This is a genomic window from Prescottella equi, assembly GCF_020171745.1.
GTDB lineage: Bacteria > Actinomycetota > Actinomycetes > Mycobacteriales > Mycobacteriaceae > Prescottella > Prescottella equi_A.
The window spans coordinates 112,036-138,999 of the sequence record NZ_JAIVAH010000027.1 but is presented as its reverse complement, the minus strand read 5'-3'; the positions used below and the strand labels follow the sequence as shown (position 1 = coordinate 138,999).

Sequence of the window (26,964 nt, the reverse complement as noted above, 5' to 3'; positions counted from 1 at the left end):
ACCCGATGCAACCAGGGCATTCTGCTCGCAGGGGGCGTGTAAATGACGATGTCAGGACCTCGGGAACCGGCCGATCACGGTTCCGGCACACCGGCTCTCCCCCCGGAAGCGTTTCCGCTCTCCGCGGTGCAGCGAAGTATGTGGTTCGCCCAGCAGCTCACGCCGGCGGTGCCCATCTTCATCGCGCAGTACGTCACGCTGCACGGAGATCTCGACACCGAACTGTTGAGTCGATGTGCCGTTGCGGCCACCGAGGAGTTCCAGTCGCCGTTCCTGCACCTGATCGACGTGGACGGGGAGCCGTACCAGTTGGTGGACCCCGGCACCGACACCTCGATCGGGCAGGTGGACCTGCGGGATCACCCGGATCCCGGCTCCGCTGCTCGCGAGTGGATGGAACACGACTACTCGACGCCGATCGACCTCACCCGCGATCGCCTCATCGACATGACGATCCTGCGCACCGGCGATCAAGAGTACTTGTGGTACACCAGGATCCATCACGTCGCACTGGACGGCTACAGCGGCATGACGATGGCGAACCGGATCGCCGCCCTGTACACCGCCGCGGTGGAGAACCGGGAGCCGGAACCGAACCGGGCGCTCGATCTCCGGGAACTGCTCGCGATCGACCAGAAATACCGGGCGTCGAGTCGCTTCCAGGCCGACCGCGAGTACTGGGCCGACCACATCGCCGGGATCGAGTCGGGATCGACACTGGCCGAGACGGAGGCGCCCGTCGCCGCCGTGAGCCGAGTCGAGAGCGCACCGCTGCCCGACGCCGTCATCGCGGCCCTCGATTCCACCGACCGGACGCTCGAGGCCACCCCCGCGGCGGTGCTCATCGCGGCGTTCGCGTGTTACCTCGCGCGCCTGACCGGACGCACCGACGTCCTGGTCAACATGCCCGTCTCGGCCCGCACGACGGCGCCGCTGCAGCGATCCGGCGGCATGCTCGTCAACGTCGCGCCGCTGCGGGCGACGGTGCTGCCGAACGACACCGTCGCCGACCTGGTCGGCCGCATCCAGCTGGAATTGATGGGCGCGCTGCGTCATCAGCGGTGCAGCATCGAGGACATTCGACGCGACGCCGGGCTCACCGGCACCGCCCGCGGCCTGGCCGGTCCGATGGTCAACGTCATGCTGTTCCACCAGAAGATGACCCTGGGCGAGATCGAGGGCGAATACCACATCGTCACGTCCGGCCCGGTCGAGGACCTCCTCGTCAACTTTGTCCAGAGCGGTTTTCCGACAAGGACATTCGTCGAGTTCCGGGCGAATCCGGGGCGCTACTCGCAGGACGTGCTGCACGCCCACCACCGGCGGTTCCTCGAACTCGTCGAGGAGTTCGTCCTCGCGTCGCCCGACACTCGCGTCGCCGACGTCCACACCGAGAGTTCGGCGGTGGGGGCCCAGTTGCTCCGCACCGCCGCGCAACTCGAGTTCTGGTCGCGCGAGCTGGCCGGTCTGCCCGACATCCTCTCGCTGCCGTCGGACCGGCCCCGCCCGGCCCGACGCGCCCTCACCAGTGACCGTGTCGATTTCGAAGTCCCCGCGGCGGTGCATCGCGCCGTCATCGAGCAGTCGGAAGCCCGCGGCTGCACCGTGTTCGCCGCAATGCACGCGGCGCTCGTCGTGGTGCTGGCGCGCCTGGCCGACGTCGACGACGTCGCGATCGGCACACCGGTGACCGGACGCAGCGCGGCCGGGGAGTTCGTCAACACCCTGACCCTGCGGACGCGGCTGTCGTCGGGGATCACGTTCGACGAACTACTCACCGACGTCTGCCGTTCCAATGTCCAGGCCTTCCGGCACGCCGAGACGCCCTTCGCTCAGCTGGTCGAGGCGCTCGACCGGACCCGGGAGAACGCGCACTCGCCGCTGTTCCAGGTGATGCTCGAGTTCCTCGACGGACGGACCCCGCACCTCAAGGAGGAGGGACTGTTCGTGCGTGGCGCGGACACCGGCCCCGACATCTCCGCCCTCGATCTGCGGCTCACCGTCGAGGAACGCTTCGCGGGCAACGGTGACGGCACCCGCGTCCCGGACGGGGTGAGCGCGTCGTTCGCGTTCGCAACCGACATGTTCGACGCGGAGACCATCGAGACGCTGTCGGCGCGGTACCTCCGGGTGCTCGACGCGGTGCTCGAAGACCCGGCCGCGGTGGTCGCGGACATCGACCTGCTCGCCGACGACGAGCGCCGTCGACTGTCCGGGGTGTGGGGCGGTGACGGCGTCGAGCCGCGCACGCTCGCGGATATCCTCGGCGCGGCCGCGGGCACCGATCCCGACCGGATCGCACTGTCGTACGAGGGCCGGCAGCTGAGCTACCGCGACCTCGACGCGGACTCGAACCGGCTGGCCCGTCTCCTGATCGCGCGGGGCGTCGGACCGGAATCGGTGGTGGCGCTGTCGATGCCGCGCTCGATCGAGTCGGTGTCGTCGGTGTGGGCGGTGGCCAAGACCGGTGCGGCGTTCGTCCCGGTGGACCCGAACTACCCGGCCGATCGCATCGAGCACATGCTCACCGATTCCGGTTCGACGCTGGCCCTGACCGTCGCGGCCCACGCCGCCGCGGTCGCGGACATCGTGCCGTCCCTCGTCCTGGACGATCCCGGGTTCGGTGAGCAGGTGCGCCAGTGGCCGGCGGACGCCGTCACCGACGCGGACCGACTCGCGCCTGTGCACATCGGCAACCCGGCATACCTGATCTACACCTCCGGGTCGACGGGCACCCCGAAGGGCGTCACCGTCACCCACCGCGGGCTGGCGAACTTCGCCGAGGACGAACGCCGCCGCTACCGGGTGCGCCCCGACTCGCGCACGCTGCACTTCTCGTCCCCGAGCTTCGACGCGTCGGTGCTCGAGCTGATGCTCGCGTTCGGTGCGGGTGCCACGATGGTGATCGCCCCGCCCACGATCTACGGCGGCGCGGAACTGACCGCGCTGCTGCGCGACGAGCGGGTCACGCATGCGTTCGTCACACCGGCGGCGCTGGGCTCGGTCGACGCGGACGTGCTCACCGATCTCGAATGCGTCGTAACCGGCGGTGAGGCCTGCCCGCCGTATCTGGTGGAGCAGTGGGCGCCGCGGCATCGGATGTTCAACGCCTACGGACCCACCGAGGCGACGGTCGTGTCGAGCGTGTCCGACCCGCTGGTGGTGGGGCAGGACGTCACGATCGGCAGCCCCCCGCTCGGCACCGGCGCGCTCGTGCTCGACGCCCGGCTGCGGCCGGTGCCGCCCGGCGTCGCCGGGGAGCTGTACGTGTACGGCGACGGCCTGGCCCGCGGCTACCACGCGCGGGCGGCGACCACCGCGGAGCGCTTCGTGGCCAACCCGTTCGACGGCACCCGGATGTACCGCACCGGTGACCTGGTTCGCTGGCGGCGGTTCGGGCGCGGGCACTCGCTCGAGTATGTGGGCCGCACCGACTTCCAGATCAAGATCCGCGGCTACCGCATCGAACTCGGCGAGGTCGAGGCGGCGCTGCGCTCGCACCCCGACGTCGGCTTCGCGCTCGCGACCGGATTCGTCGGGCCGTCGGGCGACACCCTGCTGGTGGCGTACGTGCAGCCGGAGAGCAACCGGGAGACGGTCGCCGGTGACCGGCTCGGCGCCGAAGTCACCGCGCACGCCGCGGACGTCCTGCCGCCGCACATGGTGCCGGCGAGTGTCGTCGTGCTCGACTCGCTGCCGCTCACGCCGGCCGGCAAGCTGGACCGGCGGGCCCTGCCCGAACCCCGGTTCGACACGGGCACAGGAGAGTTCCGCGCGCCCGCCACGCTGGACGAGAAGAAGATCGCCGGCGTGTTCTCGGAACTCCTCGGCGTCGAGCGGATCGGGACCACCGACAGCTTCTTCGACCTCGGTGGCAACTCGCTGACCGCGACGCGGATCGTGGCCCGCATCAACGCGACGCTCGGCACCGAACTGTCCGTCCTCGACCTGTTCGAGGCGCCGACCGTGGCCGCGCTCGCCGACCGCGTCGAAGCCGCCGGGCCCGGGCACGGTGCCCGCCCGCCGCTGGTGCCGCGGGAACACGGCGGCCCGGTGCCGGTGTCCCTCGCCCAGCAGCGGATGTGGTTCGTCAACCAACTCGACCCGACGTCGGCCGCGTACAACATCCCGATCGCCGTCCGGCTGAGCGGGCCGCTGGACGTGGCGGCGCTCCGCACCGCCCTCGCCGACGTCGTCGAACGGCACCAGACGCTGCGCACCGTCTTCCCGAACACCCCGGACGGCCCCGTGCAACTGGTGCGGTCCACCGCCGAGACGGCACTCGACCTCGAGCCGGAGGACGTGACCGAAGCTCGACTGCCGCAGCGGTTGACGTCCGCCGCGACCTCGAGCTTCGACGTCTCGGTCCAGACCCCGGTGCGGGCGCACCTGTGGCGAGTCGGCCCCACCGAACACGTGCTCGCGCTCGTCGTGCACCACGTGGCGGCGGACGGTTTGTCGATGGCACCGCTCGCGCGCGATGTCATGGTGGCGTACGGGGCGCGGGCGGCCGGCACCGAACCGGCCTGGCCGCCGCTCGCGGTGCAGTACACCGACTACGCCGCATGGCAACGGGACCTGCTCGGCTCGGAGGACGATCCGCGCAGCCTGATCGCCCGCCAACTCGCGTTCTGGCGAGACGAGCTGACCGGGGCCCCCGACCTGCTCGAACTGCCCACCGACCGACCGAGGCCGCCGCAGCAGTCGATGCGCGGCGGGGCGGTGGACGTCACAATCGCCCCGCACCTGCACCGCCGACTGCTCGAACTGGCCGGCGAGTACGAGGCGAGCCTGTTCATGGTGCTGCACGCGGCGCTGGCCGTGCTGCTGGCGCGCACCAGCGGCGCGTCCGACGTCTCGATCGGCTCCCCGGTGTCCGGGCGCGGTGAGGCCGAACTCGACGACCTGGTCGGCATGTTCGTCAACACGCTGGTGCTGCGCAGCCGGGTGGACCAGGGCGGGACGTTCAGCGACCTGCTGGCGCACACCCGCACCACCGACCTGGCCGCGCTCGGCAACACCGACGTGCCGTTCGAGCGGCTGGTCGAGGTGCTCGACCCGCCCCGTTCGGAGGCGTACTCGCCGCTGTTCCAGGTGATGCTGGTGCTGCAGGGGTCCGACCGCAACCGGCTCGAGCTACCGGGCCTGACCGTCGAGGTCGACGAGATCGACACCGGCACAGCAAAATTCGATCTGCAGGTCATCCTCACCGAGCTGTCGGACGTGGAGGGTCGTCCCGGCCCGATCGAGGCGACGCTGTCGTACGCGACCGACCTGTTCGATCCCGGCACCGTCTCCGTGCTCGCGGAACGGTTCCTGCGGATCCTCGAGGCCGTCACCGTCGATCCGTCGGTCCGGGTCGGCGACATCGACGTCCTCGTCGACGGTGAACGCGAACTCGTGCTCGACGAGTGGAACGCCACCGAACACCCGGTGCCGGACGCGACGCTGGCCGACCTGTTCGACGCACAGGCCCGGCGCACTCCGCACGCGGTGGCGCTGACGTTCGGCGACGAGCAGCTCACGTACGCGGAGTTCGCGTCCCGTGCCCGGCGCCTCGCCCGCGAGCTGATCGCCCGCGGCGTGGGACCGGAGAGCCGGGTCGCGCTGTCGATGCGACGCTCGTTCGACCTGCTGATCGGCATGTACGCGGTCACCGAGGCGGGCGGCGCGTACGTCCCGCTCGACCCGGACCATCCGCAGGCACGCACCGACTACGTGCTGGCCAGCGCCGAGCCGGTGTGCGTGCTGACCACCCGCCGGGACCGCACCGGACTCGGCGGCAGCGTCGAGATCCTCGAGATCGACCGGCTCGAGCTCGACGTCCACGACGACGGTCCGATCCGGCCCGAGGAACGGCGCGGCACCCTCCGGCCCGACGACGTCGCGTACGTGATCTACACGTCGGGTTCGACGGGCCGCCCCAAGGGCGTCGCCGTCACCCATCGTGCGATCGTCAACCGCCTGGCCTGGATGCAGGACCGGTACCGGCTCACCGGTGCCGACGTCGTGGTGCAGAAGACGCCGGCGACGTTCGACGTCTCGGTGTGGGAGTTCTTCTGGCCGTTGCAGACCGGTGCGAGTCTGGCGATCGCGCTGCCCGACGGGCACCGGGACCCCGCGTACCTGTCGCAGCTGATCGACGACCGGAACGTGACCGTGGCGCACTTCGTGCCGTCGATGCTCGCCGCGTTCGTGGTCGGCGCCGACCCCGCGCAGTGCCGGTCGCTGCGCACGGTGTTCTGCAGCGGCGAGGCACTGCCGCCCGCCACCGCGGAGGCGTTCGCCGAGTTCGCCGGAGCGGGCGGCGCCGAGCTGCACAACCTGTACGGCCCCACCGAGGCCGCCGTCGACGTCACCTACCGGCAGTACACCGCCGCCGACACGGTGTCGGTCCCGATCGGCGCGCCCGTGTGGAACACCCAGGTGTACGTGCTGGATTCGCGCCTGCACCCGGCCGCAGTCGGAGTGCCCGGCGAGTTGTACCTGGCCGGTGTCCAGCTGGCCCGCGGGTACGTGGCACGGCCGGACCTGACGGCGGAACGGTTCGTCGCCGACCCGTTCGGACTGCCCGGCGCCCGCCTCTACCGCACCGGCGACCTCGTGCGTTGGCGCGGCGACGGCAACTTGGATTACATCGGCCGGACCGACTTCCAGGTGAAGCTGCGCGGCCTGCGCATCGAGCTCGGCGAGGTGGAGACGACGCTGCTTGCCCGGCCGGGCGTGGCTCAGGCCGTGGTCGTGGTCCGCCGCGACGACCTGGTGGGGGAGGCCCTCGTCGGGTACGTAGTTCCCGACCCGGGCGCCGCCGTCGACCCGGTGGCGCTGCGGGAGTCGCTCGCCGAGTCGCTGCCGGCGTACATGGTGCCGTCGCAGATCCTCGTGCTCGACGAGTTCCCACTCGGCTCCACCGGCAAGCTGGATCGGCGCGCGCTGCCCGCCCCCGAGTTCGGTGCCGTGGAGACCGAGTTCGTGGCACCCAGGAATCCGGTCGAGGAGATCCTCGCGCTGATCTTCGGTGAACTGGTCGGCACGGCCCGGATCGGCGTGTACGACAGCTTCTTCGATCTGGGCGGCAACTCGCTGACCGCGACCCGGCTGGTGGCCCGCGTCAACGAGGCGCTCGACGCGCACGTCGGGGTGCGCGACGTCTTCGACGCCCCGACCGTGGCCGCGCTCGCGCTGCGGATCGAGTCCGGGGGAATGCGCGGCGCCGAGCGGGCACCGCTGTCCCCGGTCGAGCGCCCCGCGGTCGTCCCGGTCTCGCTGGCGCAGAAGCGGATGTGGTTCATCAACCAGTTCGACACCGCGTCCGCGGCGTACAACGTGGTGCTGCCGGTCCGGCTCGACGGTGACCTCGACCGGGGCGCGCTGCGCGCGGCCGTCGCCGACGTCCTCGAACGGCACGAGTCGCTGCGCACCCGCTTCCCGATGGTCGACGGCGAGCCCACCCAGGTGATCGTGCCGACCGCGGCCGTCGCCCCGGACCTGGAACCGGTGACCGCCACCGAACAGGACCTCCACCATCGGGTCGCCGAGTTCGCGGCGCAGGGCTTCGACGTCACTACGGCACCGCCGGTGCGGTCGCTGCTGCTGCGCGTGGGCCCGCAGACCCACGTGCTGGTGATCGTCGTGCACCACATCTGCGCCGACGGGTTCTCGCTGGCACCGCTCGCGCGGGACGTCATGAGCGCGTACGTCGCCCGGACCGAGGACCGTGCCCCGCACTGGTCGCCGCTCCCGGTGCAGTACGCCGACTACGCGCTGTGGCAGCAGGCGGTACTGGGCGGCACCGACGACCCGGACAGCATCCTGACCACCCAGCTCGAACACTGGGCCCGCACCCTCGACGGACTGCCGGAGGTCCTCGAACTGCCCACCGACCGACCGCGACCGGCGGAGCGGACCCTGCACGGCGCGGTGCACGAGTTCCGGATCGGTCCCGACGTGCACCGGCGGCTCACCGCCGTCGCCCGCGGCCACAACTCGACCGTGTTCATGGCGGTGCACGCCGCACTGGCGGCACTGCTCGCCCGACTCGGCGACACCGACGACGTCGCGATCGGCACCCCGATCGCGGGCCGCGGCGCCGCTGCCCTCGACGACATGGTCGGCATGTTCGTCAACACGCTGGTGCTGCGCAGCCGGTTCGAGCCGGCCGCCACCTACTCGGAGCTGCTGTCCGCGGTCCGCGACGGCGACCTCGACGCGTTCCACCATGCCGACCTGCCGTTCGAACGGTTGGTGGACGCGCTGGCCCCGGAACGGTCGACCGCGCACTCGCCGCTGTTCCAGGTGATGCTCGAGTTCCGCAACAACGAGCAGCCGCGGCTCGAACTGCCCGGTCTGACCGTCACGGTCGTCGACACCGGCACTGCCATCGCCAACTTCGACCTGCAGCTCACCCTCACCGAGGAGTTCACCGAGGCCGGCGAACCCGCCGGTGTCACCGCCGGATTCACGTACGCGACCGACCTGTTCGACCCGGCCACCGTCACCCGCCTCGCGGAACGGTTCGGCGCGGTGCTACGCGCCGTCACCGACGACCCCGCCGTGCGGGTGGGCGACGTCGAGCTGTTGACGGCGGCCGAGCGGGCCGCGATCGCCCCGGTGAGCGGCGGGGCCGGGGTGCCCGCCCGCACCCTGCCCGAGTTGCTGGCGACCGCGAGCGTCGTCGATCCCGCGGCCACCGCGGTGGTGTTCGAGGGGCGCGAGCTCAGCTACCGAGAACTCGATGCCGCCTCCGATCGGCTGGCCCGGCTGCTGATCGGGCGCGGCATCGGCCCCGAGTCGGTGGTCGCGCTGGCGCTGGCCCGCTCGATCGAGTCGGTGACCGCGACATGGGCGGTCGCCAAGACCGGGGCCGCGTTCGTGCCGGTGGACCCGAACTATCCTCCGGACCGCATCGAGCACATGCTCACCGACTCCGGGGCCGTCGTCGGCCTCACCGTGCGCGGACACCGCGACACGCTGCCACCGGTCACCGACTGGGTGATGCTCGACGACAGCGCGGTTCGCGACGAACTGCGGCGCCTGCCCGGTGGCCCGGTCACCGACGGCGAACGGGTGCGGCCGGTCCGGCTCGACGATCCCGCGTACCTGATCTACACATCCGGGTCCACCGGCATCCCGAAGGGCGTCGTGGTCCCGCATCGCGGCCTGGCGAACTTCGCCGCCGAGGAACGCACCCGGTTCGGCATCACGCCGCGGTCGCGGACCCTGCACTTCTCGTCGCCCAGCTTCGACGCCTCGATCCTCGAACTGCTCCTCGCGGTCGGCTCGGGCGCCGCGATGGTCGTCGCGCCGCCCACCGTGGTCGGCGGCGACGAACTGCGGGACCTGCTGCGCGAGAACCGGGTCACGCACGCGTTCGTGACGCCGGCCGCCCTCGCCTCGGTGGATCCGGCGGGTCTGCCGGCGCTCGAGTGCGTCGCCACCGGTGGCGAGGCGTGCCCGCCCGAACTGGTGGCGCAGTGGGCGCCCGGGCGGCGGATGTTCAACGCGTACGGGCCGACCGAGGCCACCGTCGTCGCCAGCATCAGCGAGCCGCTTGCGGTCGGGGTGCCCGTCACGATCGGCCGCCCCCCGATGGGCACGTCACTGGTGGTGCTCGATTCGCGCCTGCACCCGGTGCCCGGCGGGGTGCCCGGTGAGCTGTACGTGCTCGGCAGCGGCCTGGCCCGCGGCTATCACGCCCGTCCCGGCACCACCGGGGAGCGGTTCGTGGCCAACCCGTTCGGCGAACCGGGCAGTCGCATGTACCGCACCGGCGACCTGGTCCGCTGGAATGGCTCCGGGCAGCTGGAGTACCTGGGCCGCACCGACTTCCAGGTGAAGATCCGCGGCTTCCGGATCGAGCTCGGCGAGATCGAGACGGCGCTGCGCCGGTTCCCGGGCATCGCGCGCGCCGTCGTCACCGTCGACGGGTCCGGCCCCGCGAGCAGGCTTGTCGGGTACGTGGTGCCCGAGCCGGGCGCGACGATCGACCCGGCCGACGTCACCGACTTCGTCGGCACGTCCCTCGCGTCGTACATGGTGCCGTCCGCGGTGATGGTCCTCGATGCGCTGCCGATCGGTCCGGCGGGCAAACTGGACCGGCGGGCGCTGCCGGCGCCCGACTTCGGGGCCCGCGCCGGAACCGGGCGCGCCCCGCGATCCGAGCGCGAACGGCAGCTGGCCGACCTGTTCGCCGAGGTGCTCGGTCTCGACTCGGTGGGCGTCGACGACTCGTTCTTCGGCCTGGGCGGCGATTCGATCATGTCGATCCAGCTGGTCTCGCGCGCCAAGACCGCGGGCCTGCACTTCACGCCGCGGGACGTGTTCGAGCACAAGACCGTCGAGGCGCTCGCGCGGGTGGCGCAGGCCGGTGCGGACGCGATCGTGCTCGCGGAACTCGACGGCGGCGGTGTCGGCGACGTCCCGCTGCTGCCCGTCGCCCGTTGGCTCCTCGGCCGCGGCGGACACCACGACCGGTTCTCGCAGGCGGCGCTGCTCACCGCGCCCGAGGGACTCGACGAGGCCTCGCTCGCCGGCGCGCTGCAGGCCGTCCTGGACCGGCACGACATGCTCCGGGCCCGGATGCGGGCAGGCGAGCACCGGATGATCGTGCCGCCGCCGGGCTCGGTGTACGCCGAGTGGCTGATCCGCCGGGTCGAGGTGGACGCGGCACCGGGGACCGACACGTTCGCGGACGCCGTGCGGGCCGAACTCGACGCCGCCGAGGACCGGCTCGACCCGGCGGCCGGCGAGATGGTTCAGGTGGTGTGGCTGGATTCCCGTGCGGATGGCGGGCGGCTGCTGATCGTCGCGCATCACCTCGTCGTCGACGGCGTCTCGTGGCGCATCCTGGTGCCGGACCTGGCGACGGCGTGGGCGCAGATCGTCGCCGGGGAGCGGCCCGACCTGGCCCCGGTCGGCACGTCGATGCGGCGGTGGGCGCACGGACTCGTCGACATCGCCGCGGATCGGCGCGACGAACTGGACCGGTGGCGCGACACCCTGACCGGCGACGACCCGCTGCTCGGCGCACGCCCGCTCGACCCGGCCGTGGACCTCGCCGCCACCGCCCGAACCGTCACCGTCGAGGTATCGCCCGACGTGACCGAGGCGTTGTTGACGACGCTGCCGGACGCGTTCCGCGGCAGCGTCAACGACGGCCTGCTGACCGCGCTGGCGCTCGCACTGGTCCGCTGGCGCAGCGACCGCGGCGTCGGATCCGATACCGCGTTGGTCACCCTCGAGGGCCACGGCCGCGAGGACCATGTGCTGCCCGGCGCAGACCTGGCGCGCACCGTCGGCTGGTTCACCACGCTGTTCCCGATCCGGTTGGACCTGACCGGGATCGACGTCGACGACGCCTTCACCGGCGGCCGCGGTGCGGGTGCCGCGGTCAAGGCCGTCAAGGAGCAGTTGCTGGCGGTGCCCGATCACGGCATCGGCTTCGGGCTGCTGCGCTACCTCGACGACGAGGGCGAACGAGCCCTGCGGGACCTGCCCTCGCCGCAGGTCAGCTTCAACTACCTGGGCCGGCTCACCGCCGCGGTCCCGGAGGACCAGCGGGCCGCCGGGTGGGTGCCGACCGACGACGCCGATCTGGGGATCCTGCAGGACGCGGATCTGCCGGTCGCGTCGGTCCTCGACATCAATGCCGTCACCACCGACGGACAGGACGGGTCCCGGATCCGCGCCACGTGGGGCTTCCCGGCGGGCGTGCTCGCGGAGGCCGACGTGGCGGCGCTGGCGCAGCTGTGGACCGACGCGCTGGTCGCGCTCGCCCGGCACGTCTCCCGCCCGGGTGCGGGCGGGGTGACCCCGTCGGATCTGGATCTGGTGGCCCTCGAGCAGCCGGAGATCGAGCGGCTCGAGCAGCGTTTCCCGACCCTGACGGACGTGTGGTCGCTGTCGCCGCTGCAGTCGGGGCTGCTGTTCCACGCGCAGCTGGCCGACCGGTCGGTGGACTCCTACCTGGTGCAGATGATGCTCGACGTGCGCGGTGCCGACCCCGGACGGCTGCGGCGGGCCGGGCAGGCGATGCTCGGCCGGCATCCGAACCTGCGGTCCGCGTTCGTGCATGGCTCCGACGGCGCGCCGGTGCAGGTGGTGCAGGAGCGGGTGGCGCTGCCGTGGAACGAGATCGACCTGTCCGAGCTCGACGAGCCGGTGCGGGAGGCGGAGCTGGCTCGGCTCATCGCCGACGACCGGACCCGGCGCTTCGACATGGCGGAGGCGCCACTGATCCGGTTCCTGCTGGTGCGGACCGGGCCGGACGAGCACCGGCTGATCCTCACCAACCACCACATCCTGCTCGACGGCTGGTCGACGCCGCTGATGATGCAGGAACTGCTGACCCTGTACGCGACCGACGGTGACACCTCGGTGCTGCCCCGGGTGCCCGCGTACCGGGACTACCTGGCGTGGATCGGCATGCAGGACCCCGACGCCGGGGTGCGGGCGTGGGCCGAGTCGCTCGCGGGCCTCGACGAGCCGACCCTGCTGGCGCCGCCCGACCGCGGCCGCGAACAGGGCGCCGTCGCCGACGAGATCGACGTCTCGCTCGACGCCGCGCGCACCGCCCGGCTGCAGGCGATCGGGCGGCAGTGGGGCGTCACCCTCAACACGATGGTGCAGGCGGCGTGGGCGATCGTGCTGGGCGCGACGACCGGCCGCGACGACGTCGTCTTCGGCAGCACCGTGTCCGGACGCCCGCCGCACATCCCCGGCATCGAGTCCATGATCGGCCTGTTCATCAACACGCTCCCGATCCGGGTGCGGCTCGACGCGCGCGAATCGGTGGGGGAGTTGCTGGCCCGGCTGCAGTCCGAGCAGGCCGGGCTCCTCGACCACCACCACGTGAGCCTCACCGACATCCAGGACGCCGTCGGGCCCGTGCTGGCGTTCGACACCCTGACGGTGTTCGAGTCCTATCCGGTGGACCGTTCCGCGGTCACCGACGCCGACATCTCCGGGCTGCGCCTGGTGCGCCTGCGCGAGGGCACCGACGCCGCGCACTACCCGCTGACCCTCGTCGCCAACGCCGACGACCGGCTGCGGATGAAGCTCAAGTTCCTGCCGGAGCTGTTCGACCGCGGCCAGGCCCGGTCGCTGGCCGAGCGGGTGCAGCGCGTACTCGTCGCCCTCTCCGAGGACCCGCAGTGCCCGCTGGCGCGGCTGCGTCTGCTGTCGGACTCCGAATGGGCCGAACTGGTGCCGCTGCGCGGGCGGTCGGGCCGGTCGGTGCGGACCCTGCCGCAGTTGTTCGCCGACGCGGCCGCCGCGGACCCGGACGCGGTCGCCCTGGTCTCCGGCGACGTCGAGGTCACCTACCGTGAACTCGACCAGCGCTCCAACCGGTTGGCGCGGGTGCTTGTCGACGACGGCGTGGGCCCGGAGTCGTTCGTGGCACTGGGCATTCCGCGGTCGATCGAGTCGATCGTCGCGGTGTGGGCGGTCGCCAAGGCCGGCGCCGCGTTCCTGCCGGTGGATCCGAACTACCCGGCCGAGCGGATCGCGTTCATGCTCGAGGACTCCGGCGCCACGGTGGGTCTGACGGTGACCGGGGCCCGCGACCGGCTACCCGACACCGTGCCGTGGGCGATCATCGACGACCCCGCGTTCGAGGCCCGCTGCGCGACACGGTCGGCCACCCCGGTCACCGACGCCGACCTGCCGGCACCGCTGCGGCTGATACACCCGGCGTACGTCATCTACACGTCGGGCACCACGGGCACCCCGAAGGGCGTGGTGGTGACGCACGAGGGCCTCGACAACCTCTCCGAGGAGTACCGCGCGCACTTCGCGACCCGGCCGTCCTCCCGGACCCTGCATTTCTCCACGCCGAGCTTCGACGCCGCGGTGCTCGACTACCTGCTGGCGTTCGGGGCGGGCGCGACGATGATCATCGCCCCGCCCACGGTGTACGGCGGCCGCGAACTCGCGGACCTGATCCGCGACGAGCACGTCACGCACGCGTTCATCACGACGGCGGCGGCCGCGACCGTCGACCCCACCGGACTCGACGAGTTCACCGAGGTGATGGTCGGCGGCGAGGCGGTGCCGCCCGAACTGGTGGCCCGGTGGGCGCACGAGCGGCGCTTCTACAACGGCTACGGCCCCACCGAGGCGACCGTCATGGCGAACGTCAGTGCGCCGCTGGTGACCGGGGAGACCGTGACCATCGGCACGCCGCTGCGCGGGGTGTCCGAGCTGGTCCTCGACACCAACCTGCGCCCGGTTCCGGCGGGGGTGCCCGGCGAGCTGTACATCGCCGGCCCGAACCTGGCCCGCGGCTACCACCGGCGACCGGGGCTGACCGCGGAACGGTTCGTCGCGAACCCGCACGGCATCCCCGGCGAACGGATGTACCGCACCGGCGACGTGGTGCGGGTGCGGACAGACCGCACGGTCGAGTACATCGGCCGCTCCGACTTCCAGGTGAAGATCCGCGGCTTCCGCATCGAACTCGGCGACATCGACAACGCGTTCGGCGACCACCCGCACATCCGGTTCGCGGTCACGCTGGGACGACCCGGCCCGACCGGGGAGACCGCGCTGGTCACGTACGTGCTGCCGGTCGCCGACGCGGACCTGGAACCGGGCGCGCTGCGGGAGTACGCCGCCGAACGACTACCCGCGCAGATGGTGCCGTCGAGCATCATGATCCTCGACGAGATCCCGCTGACCCCGATCGGCAAACTGGACCGGGCGGCGCTGCCGGACCCGGAGTTCCTGCCCGCGGCCACCACGTTCCGGGCGCCCACCGACCCCGTCGAGCAGACCGTCGTCGACACGTTCACCGCGGTCCTGGGGCTCGAACGGATCGGCATCGACGACAGCTTCTTCGACCTCGGCGGCAACTCGCTGATCGCGACCCGGGTGATCGCCCGGCTCGGCGCCGCACTCGGCGTCGATCTCGGGGTGCGGGCGCTGTTCGAGGCGCCGACCGCCCACCAGCTGGCGCGCTGGGTCTCGCGTGCCCAACTGGACACCACGGCCCGGCCCCCGCTGGTGCCGCAGCAGCGCCCCGACCCGGTGCCGCTGTCGCTGGCCCAGAAGCGGATGTGGTTCATCAACCAGTTCGACACCGAGTCGGCCGCCTACAACATTCCCCTCGCGGTGCGGCTGACCGGCGATCTCGACGTCGCGGCCCTCGCGGCGGCGGTGCTCGACGTGCAGGACCGGCACGAAACCCTGCGTACCTTCTTCCCGTCCCGCGACGGCGAACCGGTGCAGCTGGTGGTGCCGGCCACCGAGGCCGCGCCGCGCCTCACCGTCGTCGACGTGCCGCCGGACCGGGTGCCGGAACGGATCGCGGCGCTCATCTCGCGCGGCTTCGACGTGACCACGGCGGTGCCGGTGCGCGCCGAACTGCTGCGGCTCGGCCCCCGCGAACACGTCCTGACCATCGTGGTGCACCACATCTGCGCCGACGGCTTCTCGATGGCGCCGCTGGCGCGGGACGTCATGGCCGCGTACGTCGCCCGCACCGGCGGGCACGTCCCGCAGTGGGCGCCGCTGCCGGTGCAGTACGCCGACTTCGCGTTGTGGCAGCACGAGGTCCTCGGCTCCGAGGACGACCCGGATTCGCTGGCGCGCCGCCAACTCGAGTTCTGGACCGACGCGCTCGCCGGGCTGCCCGAGGCGATCACCCTGCCCACGGACCGGCCGCGCCCGACCCGGCAGAGCTTCGACGGCGCCCGGGTGCAGTTCGAGATCCCCGCCGATGTGCACCGCACGCTCGCCGAATCCGCGCGCCGGCACGGCGCGACGATGTTCATGGCGGCGCACGCGGCGCTGGCGGTGCTGCTGGCCAAGCTGAGTGGCACCGACGACATCGCGATCGGCACCCCGATCGCGGGCCGCGGCGAGGCCGAACTCGACGACCTCGTGGGCATGTTCGTCAACACGCTGGTGCTGCGGTCGAACGTCGACCCGGGTTCCGGCTTCGGGGACCTGCTCGGGCGGACCCGCGAATTCGACCTCGCGGCGTTCGGGCACGCGGATCTGCCGTTCGAGCGGCTCGTGGACGTGCTGGCCCCGGAGCGGTCCACCGCGCACTCGCCGCTGTTCCAGGTGCTGCTCGAGTTCCAGAACAACGAGCTGCCTCGCCTCGAGCTGCCGGGGTTGGTCGCCGACCCGGTTGCCGCCGACTTGGCGGTCGCGAAGTTCGACCTGCAGCTCACCCTCGCCGAGCGCTACGACGAGTCCGGCGTCCCGGACGGGATCGCGGCGGTCTTCACGTACGCGACCGACCTGTTCGAGCCGGACACGGTCCGTGAACTGGGGGAGCGGTTCACCCGGCTGCTCGACGCCCTCGTGGCGGACCCGACTCGGCCGGTCGGTGACATCGAGATCACCACCGCGACCGAACGCGACGCGATGCTCCGCGATTGGAATGCCGCGGGCGTGCGTGCCGGCGACGAGACCCTGGCCGATCGCTTCGCGGTCGCGGCGGCCCGGTTCGGCGACCGTCCGGCCCTCACCTACGAGGGCTCGACGATCGGATACGCCGAACTCGAGGCGCGCGCCAACCGGCTCGCACGGCACCTCGCCACCCTCGGGGCGGGCCCGGAAACGCTGGTGGCGGTGGCGTTGCCCCGCTCGACGGAGTTGGTGGTCGCACTGCTCGCCGTCATCAAGTCCGGCGCCGGATACCTGCCGCTCGACGTCACCTACCCGGCCGAGCGGCTCGCGTTCATGCTCGCCGACGCCGCCCCGGTCTGCGTCCTGACCACCACCTCCGACGCCGACAGCATCCCGGAGACGGACGCGCCGCTGATCCGTCTCGACACCGACGAGACGGCCACCGCGCTGGCCGGGCTACCGGACCGGGCCGTCACCGACGCCGACCGGCGGGCGCCGCTGCGCCCCGATGACGTCGCGTACGTCATCTACACCTCCGGCTCCACCGGTCGCCCCAAGGGCGTGCAGGTCACCCACCGGAACGTGCTGACGCTGTTCGCGAACACGGCGGCCGAGTTCGGCTTCGACGAGCACGACGTGTGGACGATGTTCCACTCGTACGCGTTCGACTTCTCGGTGTGGGAGCTGTGGGGCCCGCTGCTGCACGGCGGCCGCCTGGTCGTAGTCGACTTCTACACCGCACGGTCACCGGAGATGTTCCTGGATCTGCTGCGCACCGAGCAGGTCACGGTGCTCAATCAGACGCCGACGGCGTTCTACCAGTTGGCCGAGGCGGACCGGCTCGAGAGTGAGCAGGGCTCCGCGGCAACGGATCTGGCGCTGCGGTACGTCGTGTTCGGCGGCGAGGCCCTCGACCTCGGGCAGCTCGGCCGCTGGTACACCCGGCATCCCGACACCGCACCGCGACTGGTGAACATGTACGGCATCACCGAGACCACCGTGCACGTCACGCATCTCGAACTCGACCGCGCGTTCGCGGAGGCCGCCGACGCCAGCGTCATCGGCCGGGCCATCCCCGGTCTGCGGGTGACCGTCCTCGACGACCGCCTGCACCCGGTCCCGCCGGGCGTCACCGGCGAGATGTACGTCGCTGGAGAGCAGTTGACCCGCGGCTATCTGGGCCGGGGCGCGCTCACCTCGGGCCGGTTCGTGGCCGACCCGTTCGGCACACCGGGCACCCGGATGTACCGCACCGGCGACCTCGCCCGCTGGAACCGCGACGGCCGGCTCGAGTATCTGGGCCGCAGCGACTTCCAGGTGAAGATCCGCGGCTTCCGCATCGAACTCGGCGAGATCGAGGCCGCGCTGCTGCGGTTCCCGGGGATCGCGCAGGCGGTGGTCGCGGTGCACCGCGACGGCGCCGGACCGGCCCGTCTGGTCGCGTACGCGGTCCCCGAGCAGGCGGTCGAGTTCGACCCGCAGGACGTGCTCGACCACGTGGGCCGGGAACTGACGTCGTACATGGTCCCGGCGACGCTGATGGTGCTCGACGAGCTTCCGCTCACCGCGAACGGCAAGCTCGACCGCAAGGCGTTGCCGCAGCCGGAGTTCGGCGCCCGGAGCACCGCCGGCCGGGCCCCGCAGACCGACGCCGAACGCACCCTCGCCGGACTGTTCGCCGAGGTGCTCGGTCTCGACACGGTGGGGGTGGACGACTCGTTCTTCGGTCTGGGCGGCGATTCGATCATGTCGATCCAGTTGGTGTCGCGGGCCAAGGCCGCCGGGCTGCGGTTCACCCCGCGCGACGTCTTCGAGCACCGCAGCGTCGCCGGTATCGCTGCTGTCGCCGCGGACGCTGGCGAGGAGACGATCCATCTCGAGGAACTGCCCGGCGGTGGGATCGGCGAGTTCCCGCTCACGCCGATCATGCACTGGCTCCTCGGCCGCAGCGACGACGTGCGCCGGTACACGCAGACCGCGCTCCTGGCGCTGCCCCGCGAGATCGACCGCGACCAACTCGACCGCACGCTGCAGGCCGTCGTCGACCGGCACGACATGCTCCGCGGGCAACTCCGGACCGGGGAAGCACCCGGCATGCTGGTCCGGCCGGTGGGTGCGGTGGATGCCGCGGACCTGATCACCCGGATCCCGGTCGACGCCCTGTCCGGTCCCGGATTCACCGCCACCGCCGCGGCGGCGCTCGACGACGCCGCGGGCCGGCTCGATCCCGGCGCGGGAATCATGCTGCAGGCGGTGTGGTTCGACGCCGGGGATTCCGGTGGACGCCTGCTGCTGGTGATTCATCACCTCGCCGTGGACGGCGTCTCGTGGCGCATCCTGGTCCCGGACCTGGCGGCCGCGTGGGCCCGGATCGCCGCCGGGGAACTGCCCGATCTGGCGCCGACGGGCACCTCGATGCGGCGCTGGGCGCACGGCCTGGCCGACGCCACCGGTCGCGATCGCGAGTTGGGCCTGTGGCAGGCCACACTCGACACCGCCGACCCGGTGATCGGGTCGCGGCCCCTCGACCCGGCCGTCGACGTGTACGGCACGGTCGACAAGGTGTCGGTGGAGCTGCCGGCCGCGGTCACCGAGGCCCTGCTCACGACGGTGCCGGAGGCCTTCCGCGGCAACGTCGCCGACGCCCTGCTCACCGCACTGGCGATGGCGCTCACGCGCTGGCGCCGCACCCGCGGCGCCGACACCGACGGCGCCCTGGTCAACCTCGAGGGCCACGGCCGCGAGGACCAGGTGGTGCCCGGGGCCGACCTGGGCCGGACCGTCGGCTGGTTCACGACGATCTTCCCGGTCCGCCTCGACCTGACCGGCATCGACGTCGACGACGCCTTCGCCGCGGGTCCCGCCGCCGGCGCCGCACTCAAGGCCGTCAAGGAACAGCTCCTCGCGATCCCGGATCACGGCATCGGGTTCGGCATGCTCCGATACCTGGACCCGCGGACCGCCCCGCTGCTCGCGGAGCTGCCGGCGCCCCAGGTCACCTTCAACTACCTGGGCCGCCTCGGCGGAACGGTGACCGGCGCCGACGTCCCGTGGGTGCCGGTGAGCGACACCGAACTCGACGACGCACCCAGCGCCACCATGCCCGTCGCGTCCGCCCTCGACGTCAACGCCGTCGTCGGTGACACGCCCGAGGGTCCGCGGCTGCGCGCGACGTGGGCGTTCCCGCGCGGCGTCCTCGCGACCGTCGACGTCGGCGAACTCGCGGACCTGTGGGTGCGGGCGCTGTCGGCGCTGGCCCGGCACGCCGCGCACCCCGGCGCGGGCGGGCTCACGCCGTCGGATCTGGACCTGGTCGCGCTCGACCAGGCCGCCATCGAGACACTCGAGCACCGCTACCCGGGCCTGGACGACGTGTGGTCGCTGTCCCCGCTGCAGGCGGGCCTGCACTTCCACGCGATGCTCGCCGACGAGTCGGTGGACGCCTATCTGGTGCAGTTGACCCTGTCACTGGGCGGGACCGTGGACACCGATCGGCTGTGGCGGGCCGGGCAGGCCCTGCTGGACCGGCACCCGAACCTGCGGGCGGCGTTCGTCCGGCCCGACGGAGCGGCGTCGGACAGCGGTGCGGTGCAGGTGATCCCGCCCCGGGTGGAGCTGCCGTGGACCGAGGTGGACCTCTCGCGCCTGGATCCGGGCAGCCGCGCCCGCCGGTACGACGAACTGATGGCCGCCGACCGGGGCACCCGTTTCGATCTGACCGCGGCCCCGGCGATCCGGATGACGCTGGTGAATCTCGGCGGCGGCGACTACCGCCTGGTGGTGACCAACCACCACATCCTGCTCGACGGCTGGTCGACGCCGCTGGTGATCCGCGACCTGCTCACGCTGTACGCGACCGACGGTGACGCGTCGCTGCTGCCGCGGGTGCACCCGTACCGGGACTACCTGGCGTGGATGGCGGCGCAGGATCCCGCAGAGTCCACCGCGGCGTGGCGGCGGGCGCTGGCCGGACTCGAGGAACCCACGCTGCTGGCTCCGGCCACGCGAACCGCCGGCGGCGGTACCGAGGAACTCGAGGTGGCCCTGTCGGAGGAGCACACCGACACGCTGCGCTCCCTCGTGCGTGAGCGCGGACTGACCCTCAACACCGTCGTGCAGGCGGCGTGGGGCATCGTGCTGGGCGCGTTGACCGCCCGCACCGACGTCCTGTTCGGCGGCACCGTGTCCGGTCGGCCCCCGCAGATCCCCGGGATCGAGTCGATGGTGGGTCTGTTCATCAACACGCTGCCGGTGCGGGTCACGCTCGAGGCCGGCGAGACCCTCGGTGAACTCCTCGACCGGGTCCAGCGCGAGCAGGCCGCGCTGCTCGACCACCACTACCTCGGTCTCGCCGACATCCAGCGCGCCACCGGTCCGGCTGCCACGTTCGACACCCTCACGGTGTTCGAGTCGTACCCGGTGGACCGCGACGCGCTGACCGCCGACACCGACATCGCCGGACTCAAGGTGACCGGGATCGACGGCCGCGACGCGGCCCACTATCCGCTGTCGCTGGTCGCGTCGGTGAACGGCAACCTGAACCTGAAGTTCGAGTACTTCCCCGAGTTCTTCGATCAGGCCGTGGTCGATTCGATCGCGACCCGGGTCGCCGTCGTGCTCGAGCACATCGCGGTCGACCCGGACCGGCCGCTCGCGCGGCTGGACCTGCTCACCGAGACCGAGCGCCACGACCTCGCGCCGGTCGCCGGGACCGTCGGCGGGTCCATCCGCACGCTGCCCGACATCTTCGCCGACGCGGCCGCCCTGAACCCCGACGCGATCGCGCTGTCGTTCTCCGGCCGCGAGGTCACCTACCGGGAACTCGACACCCGGTCGTCGCGGATCGCCCGCGTCCTCATCGATCAGGGGGTGGGACCGGAGTCGTACGTCGCGCTGGGCATTCCCCGGTCCGTCGAGTCGGTACTCGCGGTGTGGGCGGTCACCAAGACCGGCGCGGCGTTCGTTCCGATCGACCCCAACTATCCGGTCGAACGGATCGAGCACATGCTCGCCGACTCGGGCGCCGGGCTGGGTCTGACTGTCGAGGCGCACCGGCACCGGCTGCCCGACACGGTCACGTGGCTCACCCTCGAGGACCCCGAGTTCGCGGCGGCCTGCGCGGCCCACTCGGACGCGCGAGTCACCGACGCGGACCGCACCGCTCCGCTGGGGCTCGAGCACGCCGCGTACGTGGTGTACACGTCCGGGTCGACGGGGCGACCCAAGGGCGTCGTCGTCGCGCACCGCGGGCTCGAGAATTTCGCACTCGACCAGCAGGAGCGGTTCGGTGCCACCGCCGCGTCCCGGACCCTGCACTTCGCGACACCCAGCTTCGACGGCGCCGTGTTCGAGTACCTGCAGGCGTTCGGGGTGGGCGCGACCATGGTGATCGCCGAACCCACCGTCTTCGGTGGTGCAGACCTGGCCCGGGTGCTCGCCGACGAGCACGTCACCCACGCGTTCATCACCACCGCCGCGCTCGCGACGGTCGACCCGACCGGCCTCGACGAGTTCGCCCACGTGGCCGTCGGCGGCGAGGCGTGCCCGCCGGAACTGGTGGCGCGCTGGGCGCCCGGCCGGAGCCTGCACAACGCGTACGGGCCGACCGAGACGACGATCATGACGAACATCAGCGCCCCCATGACCGTCGGCGACCCGATCACGATCGGCGGCCCGATCCGCGGCGTCCGCGAGGTCGTCCTCGACGGTCGTCTGCAGCCGGTACCGGTCGGGGTGCCCGGCGAGCTGTACATCGCCGGCCTCGGCCTGGCCCGCGGTTACCACCGGCGGCCGGGGCTGTCCGCGGAGCGGTTCGTGGCGAATCCGTTCGGCAAGCCGGGGGAGCGGATGTACCGCACCGGCGACATCGTGCGGTGGCGCCCCGATCTCACGATCGAGTACGTGGGTCGCTCCGACTTCCAGGTCAAGGTCCGCGGCTTCCGCATCGAGCTCGGTGAGATCGACACCGCCCTCGCCGCCGATCCCGCAGTCGGGTTCGCGGTCACCCTCGGTGTGCCCGGCCCCGCAGGCGACACCGTCCTGGCGTCCTACGTGGTGCCGGCGACCGGCGCCACCATCGAGCCGGGAGCGCTGCTCGATCGGCTGTCGGCGCGGCTGCCGTCGCACATGGTGCCCGCCGCGATCACACTGCTCGCCGAGATCCCGCTGAACCCGGTCGGCAAGCTCGACCGCGCCGCGCTGCCCGAACCGGAGTTCGCGTTCACCACCGGCGAGTTCCGGGCGCCGACCAACCCGCTCGAGTACACCCTGTCGGACGTGTTCACCGAGGTCCTCGGGGTCGACCGGATCGGCATCGACGACAGCTTCTTCGACCTCGGCGGCAACTCGCTGATCGCGACCCGGGTCACCGCACGGCTGAGCGGCCTCCTCGACGCCGACATCCCGGTGCGGGCGCTGTTCGAGGCGCCCTCGATCCACACGCTCGCGCAGTGGATCGCCCGCGAACGCGGCACCGGTACGGGCACCGGACATCCCCGGCCCGAACTCGACCGCCGCGAGCGCCCGGCGCGGATCCCGCTCTCGCTCGCGCAGCAACGCATGTGGTTCATCAACCAGTTCGACACCGCGTCCGCCGCCTACAACATCCCGATGGCGGTGAATCTGACCGGCGCCCTCGACGTCGCCGCCCTCCGCGACGCCGTCGGCGACGTGCTCGAACGGCACGAGTCCCTCCGCACCGCCTACCCGATCGTCGACCAGGAACCGTCGCAGGAGGTGTGGCCGGTCAGCGAGGTCCTCACCGACCTCGAACCGGTCACGGTCCGCGACGAGAGCGAACTGCGGCAGCGGATCACGGCGTTCGCCTCGCACGGGTTCGACGTCACCACCGCACCACCGGTGCGCGCGGAGATCCTCGAGATCGACGACGAGCACCACGTGCTCGTGATCGTCGTGCACCACATCTGCGCCGACGGCTACTCGATGGCGCCCCTCGGCCGCGACCTCATGGCCGCGTACACCGCCCGGGCCGCCTGCGCGACCCCGCAGTGGGCGCCGCTGCCCGTGCAGTACGCCGACTTCACGCTGTGGCAGCACGAGATGCTCGGCTCCGACACCGATCCCGAGTCGCTCATCTCGCGGCAACTGCAGTTCTGGACCGAGGAACTCGCCGGCGTCCCCGACGTCATCCAGTTGCCGACCGACCGGCCGCGTCCGGTGCAGCAGACGTTCCGCGGTGGACGGGTCGAGTTCCGTGTCCCCGCCGAACTGCACACCGTCGTCACCGAACTCGCGCACCGGCACGGTGCGAGCATGTTCATGGCGATGCACGCGGCGCTCGCGACGGTGCTGGCCCGGCTGGCGGACACCGACGACATCGCGATCGGCACCCCGATCGCCGGCCGCGGCGAGGTCGCCCTCGACGAACTCGTCGGCATGTTCGTCAACACCTTGGTGCTGCGGACCCGGATCGATCACGGCGACTCCTTCGACGCCCTGCTCCGCCAGGTACGCGAGGCCGACCTGGCCGCATTCGGGCACGCGGAGGTCCCGTTCGAGCGGCTCGTCGAGGAACTCAACCCGCCCCGGTCCACGTCCTACTCGCCGCTGTTCCAGGTGTCGATCGAGTTCCAGAACAACGAGCGGCCCCGACTCGAACTGCCCGGACTGACCGTCGAGGGCGTCGGCATCGACGCACAGGTCGCCAAGGAGGACCTGGAACTGGTGCTCGCCGAGGAATTCACCGACGACGGCGATCCCGCCGGGATCCTGGCGTCGCTGGACTTCGCGACCGACCTGTTCGACGAATCCACCGTCCGCCGCATCGCCGATCGCTTCGTGCGGGTGCTCGAGGCCGTCACCACCGATCCCGGACGCGCGGTGGGCGACATCGAGATCCTGGACCGCGACGAGCTGGCCGCCCTCGCACCCGCGCACGGTGACACCGACGCCTCCCCGCGGGTGTGGCCGGAACTGCTCGCCGCCGCGGCCGCCGTGGACCCGGATTCGGTGGCCCTGTCGTACCTCGGCCGCGCCCTCACCTACCGCGAACTCGACGAACGGTCCAACCGTCTCGCCCGCGTCCTGGCCGGGCGCGGGGTCGGCCCGGAAACTTTTGTCGCCCTCGGCATGCCCCGCTCGATCGACGAGATCGTCTCGATCTGGGCGGTCGCGAAGGCCGGCGCGGCGTTCGTCCCGGTCGACCCGAACTACCCGGCCGAGCGCATCGCCCACATGCTCTCCGATTCGGGGACCCGCGTCGGCCTCACGATGTCCGCACTGCGCGAACGACTTCCCGACACCGTCCCGTGGCTCGTCCTCGACGACGACGCGCTCGCGGCCGAGTTGGCGGCAGCGTCGGCGGCCCCGGTCACCGACGCCGACCGGACCGCGCCGCTGCATCTGACGCATCCGGCCTACCTGATCTACACGTCGGGATCGACGGGACGACCGAAGGGCGTCATCGTCACGCACCTGGGCATCGCCAACCTCACCGAGGAGGAGCGTCGCCGGTTCACCGTCACCCCCGACGCCCGGGTCTCGCATCTCGCGTCGCCCAGCTTCGACGCCTCCGTCTTCGAGATGATGATGGCGTTCAGCGCCGGTGCCCGGCTGGTGATCGTCCCGCCCACCGTCTACGGCGGCGCCGAACTGACCGACCTGCTCTCGCGCGAGGGCGTCACGCACGGCTTCATCACGCCGACCGCGCTGGCCTCGATCGAGGACGAGGGACTCGAATCGCTGCGGGTCCTCGCGGTCGCCGGCGAGGCCTGCCCGCCCGAACTGGTCGCCAAGTGGGCCCCGGGACGACGGATGTTCAACGGGTACGGCCCCACCGAGACCACCATCCAGGCCAGCGTCAGCGCGCCGATGCAGCCCGGCGAGACCGTCAACATCGGCGGGCCCGCAATCGGATTCGAGGAAGCCGTGCTCGACGGCCGGCTGCGCCCGGTACCGGTCGGGGTGCCCGGCGAGCTGTACATCTCCGGGCCCGGCCTGGCCCGCGGCTACCACAACCGGCCCGGCCTGACCGCCGACCGGTTCGTCGCGAGTCCGTTCGGACCGTCCGGATCCCGGATGTACCGCACCGGTGACGTGGTGCGCTGGCGGCACGACGGCACGATCGAGTACATCGGCCGCTCCGACTTCCAGGTGAAGGTGCGTGGTTTCCGGATCGAGCTCGGCGAAATCGACGCCGTCCTCACCCGGCACCCGGCCGTCACGTTCGCGGCGACCCTCGGCCACACCGGCCCGTCGGGTGACACGCTGCTCGCGTCGTACGTCCGGCCCGTCGAGGGCCACTCGGTCGAGTCCCGGGAACTGCGCGCGCACGTCGCGGCGCAACTGCCCGCGCACATGGTTCCGTCCGCGGTGGTGGTGCTCGACGAGATCCCGCTGACCCCGGTCGGCAAGCTCGACCGGCGCGCCCTGCCCGCACCGGAGTTCACGTCGCTCACCACCGAGTTCCGCCCGCCGACCACGGCCACCGAACGCGCGGTGACCGAGGTGTTCGCCGACGTCCTCGGCGTCGACCACGTCGGGATCGACGACAGCTTCTTCGATCTCGGCGGCAACTCGATCATCGCGACGCGCATCATGACGGAACTGCAGGCCCGCCTCGGCCGGCAGTTGCCGCTGCAGACGATGTTCCTCGACCCCACCCCGTCGGGCCTGGCGAAGCGCATCGATCTGCCGGTGGGCTACCTCGGAAGCAGCGGCTCGCCCGTCGACGACGCCCTCGGCGTGGTGATCCCGCTGCGACCCAACGGCGAACGCCCGCCGCTGTTCTGCGTCCATCCGGGAATCGGCCTGTCCTGGGGGTATGCCGGGCTGGTGCAGTACCTGGCGAAGGACCGTCCGGCGTACGGGCTGCAGCTGCCGCTGCTCAGCGGCGGCCCGGACTTCGAGTCGGTGCAGCAGCTCGCGCACCGGTACGTCGACGAGATCCGCACGGTGCAGCCGCACGGGCCGTACCACCTGCTCGGCTGGTCGCTCGGCGGCGTGATCGCGCACGCGATGGCAGTCGAACTGCGCAACGCCGGCGAGGATGTCGACACGCTCGCGATCATGGACAGCTACCTGACCGAGGGGGAGGAGGAGCCCGGACACCTCACCGTGATCGAACTGCTCGAGGGCCTGGGACTGGACCTCGCCCCGTACGGCGAGGTCCGTGACCTGACGTACGCGCAGGCGGTGGATCTGCTGAACGAATCCCTCGGCCAGGACACCGGTCTCACCCCGGAGCATCTCGAGCGCATCAACGAGGGGTTCACGACGTCGGCCCGCATCATGAACCGATACGCGCCCGAGGTGTTCGACGGCGACCTGCTGTTCTTCACGGCCGGACGGGGCGACGGCAGCACCGAACCGTCGTCGCCGCAGCATTCACCGCAGGTGTGGCAGCCGGCGATCACCGGACGAATCCGCGAGTTCACGATCGACTGCGAACACAACCAGATGATCGAGCCGGAGGCACTCGCCGCGATCGGCCCGGTACTCGAGGAATACCTGATTTCGCACTGAAATCGGTCCTGCGGCAACAAACTTCGCATAGATCACGGACACCGCAGATTCGGTGCGGAGGACGAGCACAGCGACTAGCGTCGGGACAACGGGACTGCGATCTTCCACGATCTTCCACACAGT

1 protein-coding gene is annotated in these 26,964 nt (G+C 71.8%); it reads left to right on the top strand.

The window, feature by feature from the left end; all coding sequences use genetic code 11:
* Positions 1–42: 42 nt before the first annotated feature.
* Positions 43–26,841, top strand: a complete 26,799-nt coding sequence (locus LCL87_RS21925; RefSeq protein ID WP_225023553.1) for a non-ribosomal peptide synthase/polyketide synthase — start codon at positions 43–45, stop codon at positions 26,839–26,841.
* The last annotated feature ends 123 nt before the right edge of the window (positions 26,842–26,964 follow it).

Bases quoted from the DNA above. Each gene is read 5' to 3' on its own strand.
- LCL87_RS21925 (WP_225023553.1), top strand. From the start codon at position 43: ATGACGATGTCAGGACCTCGGGAACCGGCCGATCACGGTTCCGGCACA.